The organism is Pseudomonas sp. Sample_21, assembly GCF_004307525.1.
Lineage (GTDB): Bacteria > Pseudomonadota > Gammaproteobacteria > Pseudomonadales > Pseudomonadaceae > Aquipseudomonas > Aquipseudomonas atacamensis.
In genome coordinates this window covers 33,043-49,015 of sequence record NZ_RCNZ01000073.1, presented here as the reverse complement: position 1 = coordinate 49,015, position 15,973 = coordinate 33,043, and the positions used below count along the sequence as shown (strand labels likewise).

Here is a 15,973-nt window from a genome sequence, read left to right as displayed (position 1 = left end):
GCTCCCACATGGGATCGAGGCCTCCTGTGGGAGCGAGCCTGCTCGCGAAGTTTTTTATCAGGCTGTCGCCACCTCTTTGTAGGCTTTCAACGCCTTCAGTCGTTCCCGCTTCAGCGCTTCGCCCAATTCCGGCCCCTTGAATCCCTGCTCCAGCAAAGGCTGCACCGCCACCGCTCGCGCAGCTTTCGCGGCTCCGCGCAAATAGTCCGCCTGTGGATAACTGCGCTGCTCCAGGCCCTTGCGGCCACGGGCATCCATCTCGCACGCGGCGATAAACTCTTCGAATCGCTGCGGCCGGCGATAAATATCGAAACTCTGCAGCAACTCCAGCAGCGTCGAGGCTTTCAGCTCCAGCGCCCGGTGCCCATGGGTGTGGTATTGCCCGACCAGCAGCGCCAGTTCCTGACAGTCTTTGGGGGCTTTGAAGCGCTCGTTGACCGCTTTGATCAGCTTCAGCCCGGTGTGCTCATGGGCGATATGCCTGGGCCATTCTTCTTCCGGCGTCAGGCCTTTGCCCAAGTCGTGCAGCAGGCAGGCCCAGCGCACTGTCAGTGGTTGTTTGTGCAGGGATGATTGCTCCAGCACGCTCAGGGTGTGCAGGCCCGTGTCGATTTCCGGGTGATGGGTCTCTGGCTGCGGCACGCCGAACAAGGCGTCGACTTCCGGCATTAGCTCTTTGAGTGCGCCACAGTCGCGCAAGACCTGGATGAACACCTGTGGACGGTCTTCCATCAGTGCGCGGGAAATCTCTTTCCAACTGCGCTCAGCGGTCAGCGCCTGCAATTCGCCGGACTCACTGAGCTGGCGCATCAAACCCATGGTCTCGTCGGCGACCGTGAAGCCCAGTCCTGCGTAACGCGCAGCAAAACGGGCAACGCGCAGCACTCGCAACGGATCTTCGGCGAACGCCGGGGAAACATGGCGAAGGATTCGTGCTTCGAGGTCGCGTTGACCATGATACGGATCGGTCAGGTTGAGCTGATCGTCCTCGGCCATGGCATTGATCGTCAGGTCGCGTCGAATCAGGTCTTCTTCGAGCGTGACTTCGGGACTCGCGTAGAAAGTGAAACCGCCGTAACCGCGACCGCTTTTGCGCTCCGTGCGGGCGAGAGCATATTCCTCACCGGTTTTCGGGTGCAGAAACACCGGGAAATCCGCGCCAACCGCGCGAAACCCCTGGGCGAGCATTTCTTCAGTGGTCGCGCCGACCACGACCCGGTCGACATCAGTGACCGGCAACCCTAAAAGGCGATCACGTACCGCGCCGCCAACCTTGTAAACCTGCATAAAAAACCTCCGTCAGTCCGACAGGATAACCCTTGCGTCAGACTTTCGGAGGCCAGAACCGGATCAAAGATGAATCACGGCCAGATCGAGCCGGCCGTAATCGCCCTCGCTGTGTTCACTGCGCGGCGGCACGTGATGGGTTTTCATGATCTGGTCGCCTTGCAGGGTTTCCAGATGAATGTCGAAGCCCCAGAGCCGGTGCAGGTGCTTGAGCACTTCCTCGGTGGAGTCGCCCAATGGTTTGCGATCGTGTTGCTGATGGCGCAGGGTCAGCGAGCGATCGCCGCGCCGATCAATGCTGTAGATCTGCACGTTCGGCTCACGATTGCCGAGGTTGTACTGCGCGGCAAGGGTTTCACGGATGATCCGGTAGCCGCCCTCGTCATGGATGGCCGGCACCAGCAGGTCGTCTTTCTGGTCGTCATCGAGAATGCTGAACAGCTTCAGATCGCGGATCACCTTGGGGGACAGGTACTGCAGGATGAAGCTCTCGTCCTTGAAACTGCTCATGGCGAACTTGATGGTCGACAGCCAGTCGGAACCGGCGATGTCCGGGAACCAGCGGCGATCCTCTTCGGTAGGCTCTTCGCACATGCGCCGAATGTCGCGGTACATGGCGAAACCCAACGCATAGGGGTTGATGCCGCTGTAGTACGGACTGTCGAAACCCGGTTGGAACACCACGCTGGTGTGCGAGGTGAGGAATTCCATCATGAAGCCGTCGGTGACCAGGCCTTCGTCATACAGATCATTCATCAGCGTGTAATGCCAGAACGTTGCCCAGCCTTCGTTCATGACTTGGGTCTGGCGCTGCGGATAGAAATACTGGGCGATCTTGCGCACGATGCGCACGATTTCGCGTTGCCAGGGTTCCAGCAGTGGCGCGTGTTTCTCGATGAAATAGAGGATGTTTTCCTGCGGTTCGGCCGGGAAGCGGGCGTTGTCCTTGTCGCTGTATTTGTCCGCGCCTTTGGGAATGGTGCGCCACAGATCATTGATCTGCTTCTGCATGTGCTCTTCACGGTCCTTTTGCCGCCGGCGCTCTTCTTCGGCGGAGATCGGATACGGACGCTTGTAGCGGTCGACGCCGTAATTCATCAAGGCATGGCAGGAATCGAGCAGATCTTCCACGGCGTCGATGCCGTGGCGTTCCTCGCACTGCATGATGTACTGCTTGGCGAACACCAGGTAATCAATGATCGAACTGGCATCGGTCCAGGTGCGGAACAGGTAGTTGCCCTTGAAGAAGCTGTTGTGGCCATAGCAGGCATGGGCCACCACCAGCGCCTGCATGCAGATGGTGTTTTCTTCCATCAGATAGGCGATGCACGGGTCGGAGTTGATTACGATCTCGTAGGCCAGGCCCATCTGCCCGCGACTGTAGGATTTCTCTGTGCTGAGGAAGTGTTTGCCGTAGGACCAGTGGTGATAGCCCAGCGGCATGCCCACCGAGGCATAGGCGTCCATCATCTGCTCGGCGGTGATCACTTCGATCTGGTTGGGATAGGTGTCCAGTGCATAACGGGCCGCGATCCGGGCGATTTCACGGTCGTAGGTCTGGATCAGCTCGAATGTCCATTCGGAGCCGGTGGAAATCGGTTGGCGTTTCTGCTCTTTGGCGGTCATGTCACTAACCTGCGCTGGAAGAGTTCACGGAAGACCGGATAGATATCTCCGGCCGAGACCAGTTGCTGCTGGGCAAACGTGTCAGAGAAGGCTTCGGCGATGCGTTCGTATTCGTACCACAGGGCCTGATGTTCGCGCGGGGTGATCTCCACATAAGTGTAGTACTGCACAAACGGCATGATCTGGTTGATCAGGATGTCACGGCAGATCGGCGAATCGTCGTTCCAGTTGTCGCCGTCGGAGGCTTGAGCGGCATAAATGTTCCACTCATTGCTCGGATAGCGCTCGGCCATGATTTCCTGCATCAGCTTCAGGGCGCTGGAAACGATGGTGCCGCCGGTCTCACGAGAATAGAAAAACTCCTCTTCGTCCACTTCCCGGGCGCTGGTGTGGTGACGGATGAACACCACGTCGATCTTGTCGTAGTTACGCTTGAGGAAAAGGTACAGCAGGATGAAGAAGCGCTTGGCGATGTCCTTGGTCGCCTGCGTCATCGAACCGGAAACGTCCATCAGGCAAAACATCACTGCTTTGGAACTGGGATTGGGTTGCTTGACCAACAGGTTGTATTTCAAGTCGAAGGTATCTAGGAACGGCACGCGGTGAATGCGTGCGCTGAGTTTCTCGATTTCAGCCTCGAGTTCCTGGATATCGCCGAAGTTGTCCGGTTCTTCGCGCTTGAGCCGTGCCAGCTCCTCCTTGGCTTCGCGCAATTTCGCGCGGCTGCTGCCAGACAGGGCAATACGACGCGCATGCGCTGAGCGCAGGGTGCGGATGATGTTGATCCGCGACGGATTGCCCTCGTTGCTGATCCCGGCGCGTACGGTTTTGAACGTGTCGGTGCCGGTCAGGTTGCGTTTGACCAGATTCGGCAATTCAAGGTCTTCGAACATGAATTCGAGGAACTCTTCCTGCGTGATCTGGAAGACGAACTCGTCCATGCCTTCGCCGGAATTCCCCGCCTTGCCCGGACCGCGTCCACCGCCGCCTCCCGGTGGACGAGCGATATGTTCACCGGACGTGAACTCTTTGTTACCGGGATGCACCACGGTCTGCTTGCCGCCGCGTCCGTGATGAAGCACCGGTTCGTCAATGTCGCGACCGGGAATGCTGATCTGTTCACCGTGCTCCATATCGGTAATGGAGCGGCGACTGACTGCCTCTTCGACAGCCTTCTTGATGTGGTCACGGTAACGCCGCAGAAAACGCTGGCGGTTTACCGTGCTCTTGTTCTTGCCATTGAGGCGTCGGTCGATCACATAGCTCATAAGGCCCCTCCGGGGAGCTTCAAGTTTTGAGCTGCAAGCTGCAAGTAAAAGCGAATGCCCGTGTTTTCGGGTTCACGCGCTTTGTTCTTGCAGCTTGTGGCTTATAGCTTGCAGCTGCCTCACTGCGACTTGCGGACCCGCAGGTACCATTCGGACAGCAGGCGTACCTGTTTATCGGTGTAGCCACGTTCAACCATTCGCGTAACGAAGTCGTTGTGTTTCTGCTGATCCTCCTTGCTGGCCTTGGCGTTGAAGCTGATGACGGGCAGCAGGTCTTCGGTGTTGGAGAACATTTTCTTCTCGATGACCACCCGCAGTTTTTCGTAGCTGAGCCAGGTCGGGTTCTTGCCGTTGTTGTTGGCCCGGGCGCGCAGGACGAAGTTGACGATTTCGTTGCGGAAATCCTTCGGATTGCTGATCCCGGCCGGTTTCTCGATTTTCTCCAGTTCTTCGTTCAGCGCCACGCGGTTGAGAATCTCGCCGGTTTCCGGGTCGCGATACTCCTGATCCTGAATCCAGAAGTCCGCATACAGCACGTAGCGGTCGAAGATGTTCTGACCGTATTCGCTGTAGGACTCCAGATAAGCGGTCTGGATTTCCTTGCCGATGAACTCGATGTAGCGCGGCGCCAGGTATTCCTTCAGATAGCGCAGGTAGCGTTCGCGGGTTTCGGCCTGGAACTGTTCCTGTTCGATCTGCTGCTCCAGCACATAGAGCAGGTGCACTGGGTTGGCGGCGATTTCATGCGGATCGAAGTTGAACACCTTGGAGAGGATCTTGAAGGCGAAGCGGGTCGACAGACCGTTCATGCCTTCGTCGACACCGGCCGAATCGCGATACTCCTGAATCGACTTGGCCTTCGGATCGGTGTCCTTGAGGTTTTCACCGTCGTAGACGCGCATCTTCGAGTAGATGTTGGAGTTTTCCGGCTCCTTGAGGCGTGACAGCACGGTGAATTGCGCAAGCATTTTCAAGGTGTCCGGTGCGCAGTGCGCCTTGGACAAGGAACTGTTGAACAGGAGTTTGTCGTAGATCTTCACTTCATCGCTGACGCGCAGGCAGTACGGCACTTTGACGATGTAGATCCGGTCGATGAACGCCTCGTTGTTCTTGTTGTTGCGGAAGGTGTGCCACTCCGACTCGTTGGAGTGAGCCAGCAGGATGCCGGTGAAGGGAATCGCGCCGAGGCCTTCGGTACTGTTGTAGTTGCCCTCCTGAGTAGCGGTCAGCAATGGGTGCAGCACCTTGATCGGCGCCTTGAACATTTCGACGAATTCCATCAAGCCCTGGTTGGCTCGGCACAGCGCACCGGAGTAGCTGTAGGCGTCAGCGTCGTTCTGCGGGAATTCTTCGAGTTTGCGGATATCGACCTTGCCGACCAGCGCCGAGATGTCCTGGTTGTTCTCGTCACCGGGTTCGGTCTTGGCCACGGCAATCTGATTGAGGATCGACGGGTACAGCTTGACCACGCGGAACTGGCTGATGTCGCCGCCGAATTCGGCCAGGCGCTTGGTCGCCCAGGGCGACATGATGGTGTTCAGATAGCGTCGTGGGATACCGAAGTCTTCCTCGAGGATCGCGCCATCTTCAGTGGCGTTGAACAGACCCAGAGGTGATTCGAAGACCGGCGAGCCCTTGATGGCGTAGAAAGGCACTTTCTCCATCAGCTGTTTCAGCTTCTCGGCCAGGGACGATTTACCGCCACCGACGGGGCCGAGCAGATAAAGAATCTGTTTCTTCTCTTCCAGGCCTTGGGCGGCGTGGCGGAAATACGAGACGATCTGGTCGATGCATTCTTCCATCCCGTGGAAGTCTTCAAAGGCCGGATAGCGGCGGATCACCTTGTTGGAGAAGATGCGCGACAGCCTCGAATTGGTCGAAGTGTCGAGCAGTTCCGGTTCGCCGATCGCCATCAATAGACGCTCGGCGGCGGAAACGTAGGCGCTGCGATCGTTTTTGCACAGCTCCAGGTACTCCTGCAGAGAGAGTTCTTCCTGGCGTGTGGATTCGAAGCGTTGTTGGAAGTGGCTAAAGATACTCATGACGTCACCTCGCTCGATACGTGGAGCCGACGCCGGATCACTCAGTCGATGCTGGCAGCAGTCGCTGTGGCAGCTGCTGTTTACCCCCCAGAATTCTCCCACGGTCGACAAACCGCGAAAGCTACTCCCGATGATCCGCGCGCCGGTGTACCGGCTCTCCCCTGATTTGGATGGCCTGCGCTTAAGGATAGTTGGGAATTCGAGAGGTAAAGGCGAGATACGTAATTAGTTGTGGCAGACCGTTCGTCTGCCGCGCGCAGGACCACGGCAGCCGGGGCCTGCGCTGCGCAAAAAAATTATTCGGCGGTGCCTTGCGCGGTTTCCGACGGATAAGTCGTACGCCACAGCTCAAAGCCGCCGTCCATGCTGTAAACATCGGAGAAACCTTGGCTGACCAGATAGGCGGCTGCGCCCTGACTGGAGTTGCCGTGATAGCAGACCACGACGGTCGGTGCATCAAGATCGGCGCCTTGAATGAAAGCGTGCAGCGAATGGTTGTCGAGATGCTTCGAACCGCTGATATGCAGCGCGGCAAAGGTCGCCGGGTCGCGCACGTCGACCACAACGGCGCCTTGTTCACGCAGGGCCTGCGCCTGTTCCGGGGGGATTCGTTTGAATTCGCTCATGGCGGGTTCCTGTAGCTCAACTGAAAGTGCAGTCTAACGCGGCGCGTCGACTGGCGAAGATTCGGGGATAAGTGGCGCAACCGTGTGTGCAAGCCCGCCGTGCTCGTCGCATTTGCATGACAGGCGTTCGCCGCTGTCGACGTTCATCAGCGTCAGGCTGCCGCCCCATACGCATCCGGTGTCCAGCGCGGAAATGCCCGGCTCGTGGATATTGCCCTCAAGCGCGGCCCAGTGACCGAAGATGATGCGCAGGCCTTTGGTCTTGCGCTCCTTGTGCTGAAACCACGGCCTGTAGCCGGGTGGGGCGCTGTCGAGGCCTTCCTTGCTTTTGAGGTCGAGCTTGCCCTCGGCGGTGCAAAAGCGCATGCGTGTGAAATAATTAGTGATCACCCGCAGGCGATCAATGCCTTTGAGGTCGTTGTCCCATCTCGCCGGTTCGTTGCCGTACATGCCGTCAAGGTAGGCGGGGAACACGTTGTCGTCACGCAGGGCGGTCTCGACTTCGGCGGCGCACTTCAACGCACGGCGCAGCGACCATTGCGGCGGGATGCCAGCATGGACCATCGCAACATCGCGTGTTTCGTCGTAATGCATCAGCTTCTGCTGGCGCAGCCATTCCATCAATTGCGGGCCGTCGGGGGCCTCGATGATTTCGCGCAAGGTGTCGCTTTTCTTCAAGCGCTCGATCTTTTTCGCGGCGGCCAGCAGATGCAAATCGTGATTGCCGAGGACACAGACCAGCGACTCGCGCATCTCGTAGAGAAAGCGCAGGGTTTCCAGCGACTGCGGGCCGCGGTTGACCAGATCGCCGACCAGCCATAGCCGATCCAGCACCGGGTCGAAGGCAACTTGCTTGAGCAGGCACTTGAGCGGTTCGAGGCAGCCTTGCAGGTCACCGACGGCGTAAGTCGTCATCAGTGCAGGGCTCCGGGTACGGCGAGGCGAAACGGTTTGATGGTCGCATCGAAACGTTTGCCGTCGTCGGCGAGCATCTGATAGGAGCCTTGCATGGTGCCGACCTTGGTGGTCATCACCGTGCCGCTGGTATACGTGTGGCTCTTGCCTGCATCGATCAACGGTTGCTGGCCGACGACGCCTTCACCGCGCACGTGTTCGACATGGCCGTCACCGTCGGTAATCACCCAGTGCCGGGACAGAAGCTTGGCCGCAATCTCGCCGTTGTTCTGTACGGTGATGGTGTAGGCGAAGGCGAAACGGTCGTGTTCGGGTTGCGATTGGTCTGCCAGATAATGGGTGACGACGCTGACATCGACCTGGTAACGGGAATCGGACATGCAAGAGGGCCTTAACGAAGCGGAACGCGGGGCGTAGCTGATGGGGAATCAGTCTAGGCAAGTATCGGGCAGTAAACCAGAGTGGTGTGCTGCCCGATAGCGTTCATCGCGAGTCAGTCGGCGGCAGGAGTGGCCGGAACCTGTATCGCGAGTTGGTCGGCCAGGCGCACGAATGCAGCCAGATCCAGCTGCTCGGGACGCAGGCTGCCATCGACGCCGGCGGCTTCGATTTCGGCATTGCTGAGCAATTGCTTGAGGGTATTGCGCAAGGTTTTGCGGCGCTGATTGAAGGCTTCGCGTACCACGCGCTCCAGCAGCTTGTGATCCTTGGCCGGGTGCGGCAGTACCGCGTGCGGCACGAGACGAACGATCGCCGAATCGACTTTCGGCGGCGGATTGAATGCGCCTGGGCCGACGTTGAACAGATGTTCTACACGGCAGTGATACTGAACCATGATCGACAGACGACCCCAATCACCGCCACCAGGGCCTGCTGCCAGACGCTCGACCACTTCTTTCTGCAACATGAAGTGCATGTCACGAATGATGCCGGCGTTGTTCAGCAGGTGAAAAATCAGCGGCGTGGAGATGTTGTACGGCAGATTGCCAACCACCCGCAGGCTGTTCGGCGCGGCATTCAGCGTATTGAAGTCGAACTTCAGCGCATCGCCCTGATGCAGGTTGAAATTGCTCATGCCGGCAAACTGCTGGTTGAGGATCGGGATCAGATCCTTGTCCAGCTCCACTACGTCGAGTTGCGCGCCGGAGCCCAGCAAACCTTGGGTCAGCGCACCCTGACCGGGGCCGATTTCCAGCAGGCGATCGTCAGCCTTGGCGTGGATGGAGCGCAGAATGCGGTCGATAACGCCGGCATCGTGGAGGAAGTTCTGACCAAAGCGTTTGCGCGCCTTGTGTTGGTATTGCTCGTTCATAAACGGGTCTCGGCCATCTGGTAGGCGGTTTCCAGGGCGACTTGCAGGCTGCCGGTGTCGATCCTGCCGCTGCCGGCCAGATCCAGGGCGGTGCCATGGTCGACCGAGGTGCGGATGATCGGCAGGCCCAGCGTCACGTTGACGGCAGCGCCGAAGCCTTTGTACTTGAGCACGGGCAAGCCCTGGTCGTGGTACATCGCCAGCACTGCGTCGCAGTGCTCCAGATATTTGGGGGTAAACAGAGTGTCGGCAGGCAGCGGGCCACGAAGGTCCATGCCCTCGCCGCGCAGGCGCTCTAATGTCGGTTCGATGATGTCGATTTCTTCATGGCCCAGGTGGCCGCCTTCACCGGCGTGCGGGTTGAGTCCGCAGACCAGGATGCGTGGCCGGGCGATGCCGAATTTGTCTTGCAGGTCGGCGTGCAGGATTCGCGTTACGCGCTCCAGCCGTTCCGGGGTGATCGCGTCGGCAATCTCGCGCAGAGGCAGATGCGTGGTGACCAGCGCCACGCGCAAACCGCGAGTGGCCAGCATCATCACTACTTGCGCGGTGTGCGTCAGGTCGGCGAGAAACTCAGTGTGTCCAGAGAATGCGATGCCCGACTCGTTGATCACACCTTTGTGTACCGGCGCAGTGATCATCCCGGCGAAGTCGCCATTCAGGCAGCCGTTGCCGGCGCGGGTCAAGGTTTCGAGGACGAATGCCGCGTTGGCCTTGTCCAGTTGCCCGGCGATTACCGGTGCGCTGAGCGGCGTGTCCCAGACGTACAGGCTGTTGGCCGGCGCTGGAACATCTGGCCACTGCCCCGGCGCGACATCCAGCAGACTGACGGCCAGCCCCAGCTGCGCGGCCCGCTCAAGGAGCAGGTCGCGGCTGGTGATGGCAATCAGGGGATGTGGCTGGGCTTGCGAAGCGAGCAGCAGGCACAGGTCGGGACCGATGCCGGCCGGTTCGCCGGGTGTCAGCGCGAAACGCTTGGGTTTCACTGCGCTGCCTGGTCTGCACCAGGAAGTTTGATCTCTACGTATGCTTCGTCACGGATCTGACGCAGCCAGGTCTGCAGCTCTTCGTCGTATTTGCGGTTCCGCAGTACGGTCATTGCTTGCTGCTCACGGGCCTGTTCGGTGCCGTCAGTGGCGCGACGGCCAAGGACTTCCAGCACGTGCCAGCCGTATTGGGTCTGGAATGGCTTGGACAGCTGACCTTGTGGGGTAGAAGCCATCACTTCGCGGAATTCCGGTACCAGTACGTTCGGGTCGATCCAGTTCAGGTCGCCGCCGTTAAGGGCGGAACCCGGATCTTCCGAATAGTTTTTCGCCAGTTCGGCAAAGTCTTCGCCGGCGGTGATGCGGTCATACAACGATTGCACCAGTGCCTTGGTCTTGGCTTCGTCGCGGATCGGGCTCGGCTTGACCAGGATGTGACGCACATGCACTTCATCGCGCATCTGCGCTTCGCCGCCACGTTTGCCCAGCAGCTTCAAAATGATGAAGCCGCCCGGTGTACGCGCAGGCTGAGTAATGTCGCCAACCGCCATGCTGCTTAGCTCACGATCGAACGGCGGTGGCAGTTGCGCGGCTTTACGCCAGCCCATCTCGCCGCCTTCCAGCGCGTTGTCGCTGCCGGATTTGGCCACGGCCATCTGACCGAAGTCAGCGCCTTGCTTGAGCTGCTGGTAAACATCCATGGCCTGACGATAAGCGCTCTGAATCGCTTCAGAGTTGGCGCTTTCCGGGGTTGGAATCAGGATGTTGGCCAGGTGCAGTTCTTCGGACAGTTGCATCTTGCCGAGATCGGAGGCGAGGAAGTTCTTCACTTCCTGCTCGGACACCTGAATGCGTTCTGCCACGCGACGCTGACGCACCCGGCTGATGATCATCTCGCGCTTGATCTGATCACGGGCGTCGTCATAGTTCAGGCCATCGCGAGCCAGCGCAGCACGGAACTGATCAACAGTCATGTTGTTGCGCTGAGCAATGGTGCCGACAGCCTGGTTCAACTCTTCGTCAGTGATGCGGATGCCCGAGCGTTCGCCGATCTGCAGTTGCAGGTTTTCGACGATCAGACGCTCGAGCACCTGCTGATCGAGCACGCCCGGAGGCGGCAGGCCGCCACCGCGCTTGGCGATGGTCTGCTGAACTTCGTGAACGCGCTGGTCCAGTTGGCTCTGCATGACCACGTCGTTATCGACGATCGCCACCACTTTATCGATGGACTGTACGGCGGCGTTGGCCGCCGTACCCAGGAACAACGCGCCCAGCAGCACCGGGCGCAGACAATCAGAAAGCTTGGTCTTCACGTTCACGATAACCTTGAATGCCTTTGTCGAGGAAGCTCTCTACCTTGGCGCCAGTCAGGCCGCCGAGTCCCTTCAGAACAATTTGGAGGAAGACGCCATGGTCGCCTTTTTCGTTTTGCGGAGCTTCCTGGCTGAACTCGTCATAGGAAACCCAGTAACGGTTGATCAGGCGCAGTTTCCAGCAGCAGTTGTCGTATTCGAAACCACCGAAAGCTTCCAGCGTGCGATTGCGGTTGTAGTCGTACTGCCAGCGGCTGATAGCGTTCCACTGCGGAACGATCGGCCAGATGACCGAGAAGTCATGCTGCTGGATCTTGTAGTAGTCCTTCACGTAGCCAGGTTGGCCCGGGGTGCCATAGTCGCCACCGCCCACAGTCCAGCGACCGGTGTTCTGGTCGTAACGAACCTGGTCGTTACGATAGCGGTAACCGACGTTGACGACCTTGTTCGGGTTGTCTTCCGGCTGGTAGTGGAACATCGCGCTGCCAGAGCGCGGGCTGCGGCTGTCCGGGTCCCAGTTATAGTCGGCAGTAGTGCGCCAGTCGCGGTTCCAGCGGTATTCGTATTCCAGCGCGTATGGCGAAACGTCGGATTTCGCGTCGTCACGATCGTTGAAAGCGATACCCGGCAGTTGGACCTTGCGATCCTTGAAGTACAGAGCCTGGCCGACGCTGATGCGCTGACGCTCGAAACCGTTGTCTTCGATCCAGCGACTGGTCACGCCCAGAGACAGCTTGTTCTCGTCACCGACACGGTCGGAGCCGGTAAAGCGGTTGTCACGGAAGAGCGACGAGTAGTTGAACGTCGTTTCGCTGGTGTCGAATACTGGAATGTCTTCCTGATCAACCTCAGGTACATAGAGGTAGAACAGGCGCGGTTCCAGGGTCTGACGGTAGTTTTTGCCGAAGTACGACGTGTTGCGGTCGAAGTACAGGCCGCTGTCGATGCTGGCGATCGGAACACCGCGGTTCTGATTGCTATCGAATTCGCCGTTGAGCTTCTTCTGTTCTGCGGTCATCGCATCGATCTGCGATTTACCGGTACTGTCCAGATCAAGCTGATACTGCGTGTACTGATACTTCAACGATGGTTTGAGGAAACCATACGTCCAGTTCATCGGCAGGCTGACGCCCGGCTTCAGATTCAGGCGATCACCGTTGGCGCGGGCCAGACCGGTGATGTTTGTGTCCAGACGACGTTCGGCAATGCCATCTTCATTGATGAAGTCGCCATCACGTAGATCGCGATCGAAACGAACCAGCTCGGTCTCGTAATCGAAATTCAGACCTTCCGGATGGTACGGCAGCTGACCATTGAAGGTGATCTGCGGCAGACGACCATACGGTGTGATGTTGGAAACGGTAGCCAGCTGATATTGCTGAGCATTCAGGCGTGCGGTGTAGTTGTCGCCACGATAGCTGACCGCACCCTGCTGATTGACGAAATCATCGCTCTTCACACCAATCTGATCGGTCTGCAGATCCTGGAAGTAATACGGATCGCTGATCTTGGTGTAATCAACTTCTGTGAGCACGCGGGAGTCGAGACCGCCCTTGTGCTGCCAGTTGTACATATAGCGAGTGTCTTTGTAGTCGGACTGAAGCTTGCGATCGTCGTTCTCATCATTGAGGTACGCCGCACCGAACTGCCCTTCACTCGACTTGGTCAAGTAGCGGAACTCACCCTCTACCAGCATGCCGCGCTTGCTCATGTAGCGCGGGTACAACGTGGCGTCGTAGTTCGGCGCCAGGTTGAAGTAGTACGGGGTAACCAGCATGAAGCCGGTGTCGCTGCCCGAACCGATGGTCGGCGGCAGGAAACCTGACTGGCGGCGGTCGTCGATCGGGAAGTAGATGTACGGGGTGTACAGAATCGGGATGTCTTTGACGCGCAACGTCACGTTGGTCGCCGTACCGAAACCGGTGGCCGGGTTCAAGGTGATGTTGTTGCCCTTGAGCTGCCAGGCGTTGCTGTTCGGTTCGCACGTGGTGTACGTGCCGTCCTTCAAGCGGATGATCGCGTTTTCGGCACGCTTGGCGTACAGCGCGTTACCGCGGATGCGCGATTTGTGCATCACGTATTCGGCGTTGTCGACCTTGGCTTCGCCGGTGTCGAGCTGCACATCGGCGTGGTCGCCGACGATCAGCGCGCCGTTGTCACGGATGCGCACGTTGCCGGCCAGTTCGCCACGGCTCTCGGCCTGATACAGATTGGCCTCGTCAGCTTCGACCTGCATGCTGCCCTGACGCATGATCACGTCACCGGCGAGGCTGGCGACTTGTGTGTCCTGCTCGTAACGCGACGCTTTGGCACCGATGAAGGTCGGCGCGTCACTTTTATTCGTCTTGTCATTCATGCCAGGACGAATCGGTTCGATATAGGAACCAGAGCAGTAAGGACCGGTCTCGGCCAATTGCGCAGCGGTGAGCTTCTCGCGCGGAACCCAGTCGAGGTGACTGTAGTCTTCGCTACGGGATTTCAGGCCGCGGCCCTTGGACTCGGTGACCAGTGCGGTTTTCGCGCCAGTGTCGGCGTCGGAACCCTTGTCAGCCGCAGGCTCGCCGGCAGCGCTGACGGCACTGCCGTCATGTACCGGGCGCGGCGGCAATGCCGCGGCGGGCGACTTGGGCGCACAGTCCCAGCCACCCGTAGCCGAGACGGAGCAGTCATACTGCTCGGCGGCAACAACGAATTGACTGGCCAGAGGTTGCATAGCCAGCAGACTGCCGGTTACCAACAACGGAAATTTTTTACGAAACGCGGGGGATTTCAATGCCATCTTATTAGTCCGGGCTTCCTGCGTGCCATCTGCCCGCGGTGTGGGCCGCACGCCTCTCGATGGTCTGAAAAAGATGCTGGATAATAAAGCATGACCCGCTTGACGGCTAGCGCCGTCGGAGACCCTTGCAATGCCTGACCAAGATGTACGCTTGCAACACCTGAAAGTTTGGCTCGATGAGCAGTTGGCAAAGCTGTTTGCCGAGCAGGGCTGGGGCACCGTGCCCCCGGCCACGTTGACCGCGGCCAGCAGCGACGCGAGTTTTCGCCGCTACTTCCGCTGGGAGGGCGATGGCCGCAGCTTCGTCGTGATGGACGCGCCGCCGCCCCAGGAAAACTGCAAACCGTTCGTGGATATCGCTTTTTTGCTGGCGAAATCCGGAATTAATGTGCCGAAAATTTACGCCGAAGACCTAGAACGCGGTTTTCTTTTGCTCAATGACCTGGGCAACAAGACCTATCTCGACGTGATCGATGGCGAAAATGCCAACGCGTTATTCCACGATGCCCTGCAAGCGCTGTTGGCTTTTCAACAGTTGCCGATGGTTGCGCCGTTGCCCAGTTACGACGTCGCCTTGTTGCGTCGCGAGCTTGAATTGTTCCCCGAGTGGTACGTCAAGCGCGAGCTGGGCGTCGAGTTCGATGCGGCCCAGCAGCAACAATGGCAGCACATCAGCGAGTTGCTGATCGACAGCGCGCTGGCGCAGCCGAAAGTGCTGGTGCACCGCGACTACATGCCGCGCAACCTGATGCTCAGCGAGCCCAACCCCGGCGTGCTGGACTTTCAGGACGCGGTTTACGGCCCGGTGACCTACGACGTGACATGCCTGTTCAAGGATGCTTTCCTCAGCTGGCCGGAAGAACGTGTACGCGGCTGGCTGGAAAGTTACTGGCAGCAGGCCTCGGCACTGGACATTCCGGTGCAGGCGGATTTCGAAGACTTCCTGCGCGCCAGCGACCTGATGGGCGTGCAGCGTCACCTGAAAGTCATCGGCATCTTCGCGCGTATCTGCCATCGCGATGGCAAGCCACGCTATCTGGCCGATGTGCCGCGCTTCTTCTCTTATATAGAAGCAGTGATCGCCCGCCGTCCTGAACTGGCGGAACTGCAAGCGCTGTTCAGCAGCTTGCGTGCTGGAGCGACGGCATGAAGGCAATGATTCTGGCAGCGGGCAAAGGCGAGCGCATGCGCCCGCTGACCCTGACCACGCCGAAACCGCTGGTGCGTGCCGCTGGCGTGCCGCTGATCGAGTATCACCTGCGCGCCCTCGCGGCCGCAGGCTTCAACGAAATCGTCATCAACCACGCCTGGCTTGGTCAGCAGATCGAGGATCATCTGGGCGACGGTTCGCGTTTCGGCCTGAGCATCCAGTACTCGCCGGAAGGCGAGCCGCTGGAAACCGGTGGCGGGATTTTCCGTGCGCTGTCGTTACTTGGTGACGATGCGTTTCTGGTGGTCAACGGCGACATCTGGACCGATTACGACTTCAGCGTGCTGCACCAGCCGATCAATGGCCTGGCGCATCTGGTGCTGGCGGACAATCCGCCGCATCACCCGAAAGGCGACTTCACTCTCATCGACGGCAAAGTGCGGGACGGCGAGCCTGATGCGCAGACGCTGACTTACAGCGGTATCGCCGTGCTGCATCCGCAGTTGTTCGACGGTTGCAGCGATGGCGCTTTCAAGCTTGCACCGCTGCTACGCAACGCCATGGCCAAAGGTGAAGTGACGGGCGAGCGCCTGAAGGGGCATTGGGTAGATGTTGGTACCTACGAGCGTCTGGCCGAAGCCGAAGCTTTGATAGAAGCGAGTCGCTGAG

The 15,973-nt window shown here is 59.0% G+C and carries 13 protein-coding genes; 2 read left to right on the top strand and 11 right to left on the bottom strand.

Annotation, left to right across the window (positions count from 1 at the left end):
• Positions 1–57: 57 nt before the first annotated feature.
• The 11 genes from D8U71_RS12775 to D8U71_RS12725 form a co-directional block, all read right to left on the bottom strand.
• On the bottom strand, positions 58–1,287 hold the full coding sequence (locus D8U71_RS12775; RefSeq protein ID WP_130887900.1) for a multifunctional CCA addition/repair protein: 1,230 nt from the start codon (positions 1,285–1,287) through the stop codon (positions 58–60).
• Positions 1,288–1,350: 63 nt separating this feature from the next.
• Complete coding sequence (locus D8U71_RS12770; protein ID WP_024014545.1) at positions 1,351–2,913, bottom strand: SpoVR family protein; 1,563 nt, start codon at positions 2,911–2,913, stop codon at positions 1,351–1,353.
• Positions 2,910–4,181, bottom strand: a complete 1,272-nt coding sequence (locus tag D8U71_RS12765) for a YeaH/YhbH family protein (RefSeq protein WP_130887899.1) — start codon at positions 4,179–4,181, stop codon at positions 2,910–2,912. Before D8U71_RS12765 ends, D8U71_RS12770 begins: the two co-directional genes overlap by 4 nt.
• 119 nt (positions 4,182–4,300) lie before the next feature.
• Positions 4,301–6,223, bottom strand: coding sequence for a PrkA family serine protein kinase (locus D8U71_RS12760; protein ID WP_016772892.1), 1,923 nt, complete (start codon positions 6,221–6,223; stop codon positions 4,301–4,303).
• A gap of 296 nt (positions 6,224–6,519) precedes the next feature.
• A complete protein-coding gene (gene glpE, locus D8U71_RS12755) occupies positions 6,520–6,849 on the bottom strand; it encodes a thiosulfate sulfurtransferase GlpE (protein ID WP_016772893.1) in 330 nt (109 codons plus the stop codon).
• A gap of 33 nt (positions 6,850–6,882) precedes the next feature.
• Complete coding sequence (locus tag D8U71_RS12750; RefSeq protein ID WP_130887898.1) at positions 6,883–7,764, bottom strand: symmetrical bis(5'-nucleosyl)-tetraphosphatase; 882 nt, start codon at positions 7,762–7,764, stop codon at positions 6,883–6,885.
• On the bottom strand, positions 7,764–8,144 hold the full coding sequence (gene apaG / locus D8U71_RS12745; protein ID WP_016772895.1) for a Co2+/Mg2+ efflux protein ApaG: 381 nt from the start codon (positions 8,142–8,144) through the stop codon (positions 7,764–7,766). Before apaG ends, D8U71_RS12750 begins: the two co-directional genes overlap by 1 nt.
• A 113-nt stretch (positions 8,145–8,257) precedes the next feature.
• Positions 8,258–9,076, bottom strand: a complete 819-nt coding sequence (gene rsmA, locus D8U71_RS12740) for a 16S rRNA (adenine(1518)-N(6)/adenine(1519)-N(6))-dimethyltransferase RsmA (protein WP_130887897.1) — start codon at positions 9,074–9,076, stop codon at positions 8,258–8,260.
• On the bottom strand, positions 9,073–10,062 hold the full coding sequence (gene pdxA / locus D8U71_RS12735) for a 4-hydroxythreonine-4-phosphate dehydrogenase PdxA (RefSeq protein ID WP_016772897.1): 990 nt from the start codon (positions 10,060–10,062) through the stop codon (positions 9,073–9,075). Before pdxA ends, rsmA begins: the two co-directional genes overlap by 4 nt.
• A complete protein-coding gene (gene surA, locus D8U71_RS12730; RefSeq protein ID WP_177434901.1) occupies positions 10,059–11,381 on the bottom strand; it encodes a peptidylprolyl isomerase SurA in 1,323 nt (440 codons plus the stop codon). The genes pdxA and surA overlap by 4 nt, the downstream gene beginning before the upstream one ends.
• Positions 11,356–14,154 (bottom strand): LPS-assembly protein LptD, encoded by a 2,799-nt coding sequence (locus tag D8U71_RS12725; protein ID WP_130887895.1) that lies wholly within the window; start codon positions 14,152–14,154, stop codon positions 11,356–11,358. Before D8U71_RS12725 ends, surA begins: the two co-directional genes overlap by 26 nt.
• A gap of 130 nt (positions 14,155–14,284) precedes the next feature.
• On the opposite strand from D8U71_RS12725, the gene D8U71_RS12720 reads away from it, so the two are divergent.
• On the top strand, positions 14,285–15,304 hold the full coding sequence (locus D8U71_RS12720) for a phosphotransferase (RefSeq protein ID WP_130887894.1): 1,020 nt from the start codon (positions 14,285–14,287) through the stop codon (positions 15,302–15,304).
• On the top strand, positions 15,301–15,972 hold the full coding sequence (gene murU, locus D8U71_RS12715) for an N-acetylmuramate alpha-1-phosphate uridylyltransferase MurU (protein ID WP_125925535.1): 672 nt from the start codon (positions 15,301–15,303) through the stop codon (positions 15,970–15,972). The genes D8U71_RS12720 and murU overlap by 4 nt, the downstream gene beginning before the upstream one ends.
• Position 15,973: the final 1 nt, after the last annotated feature.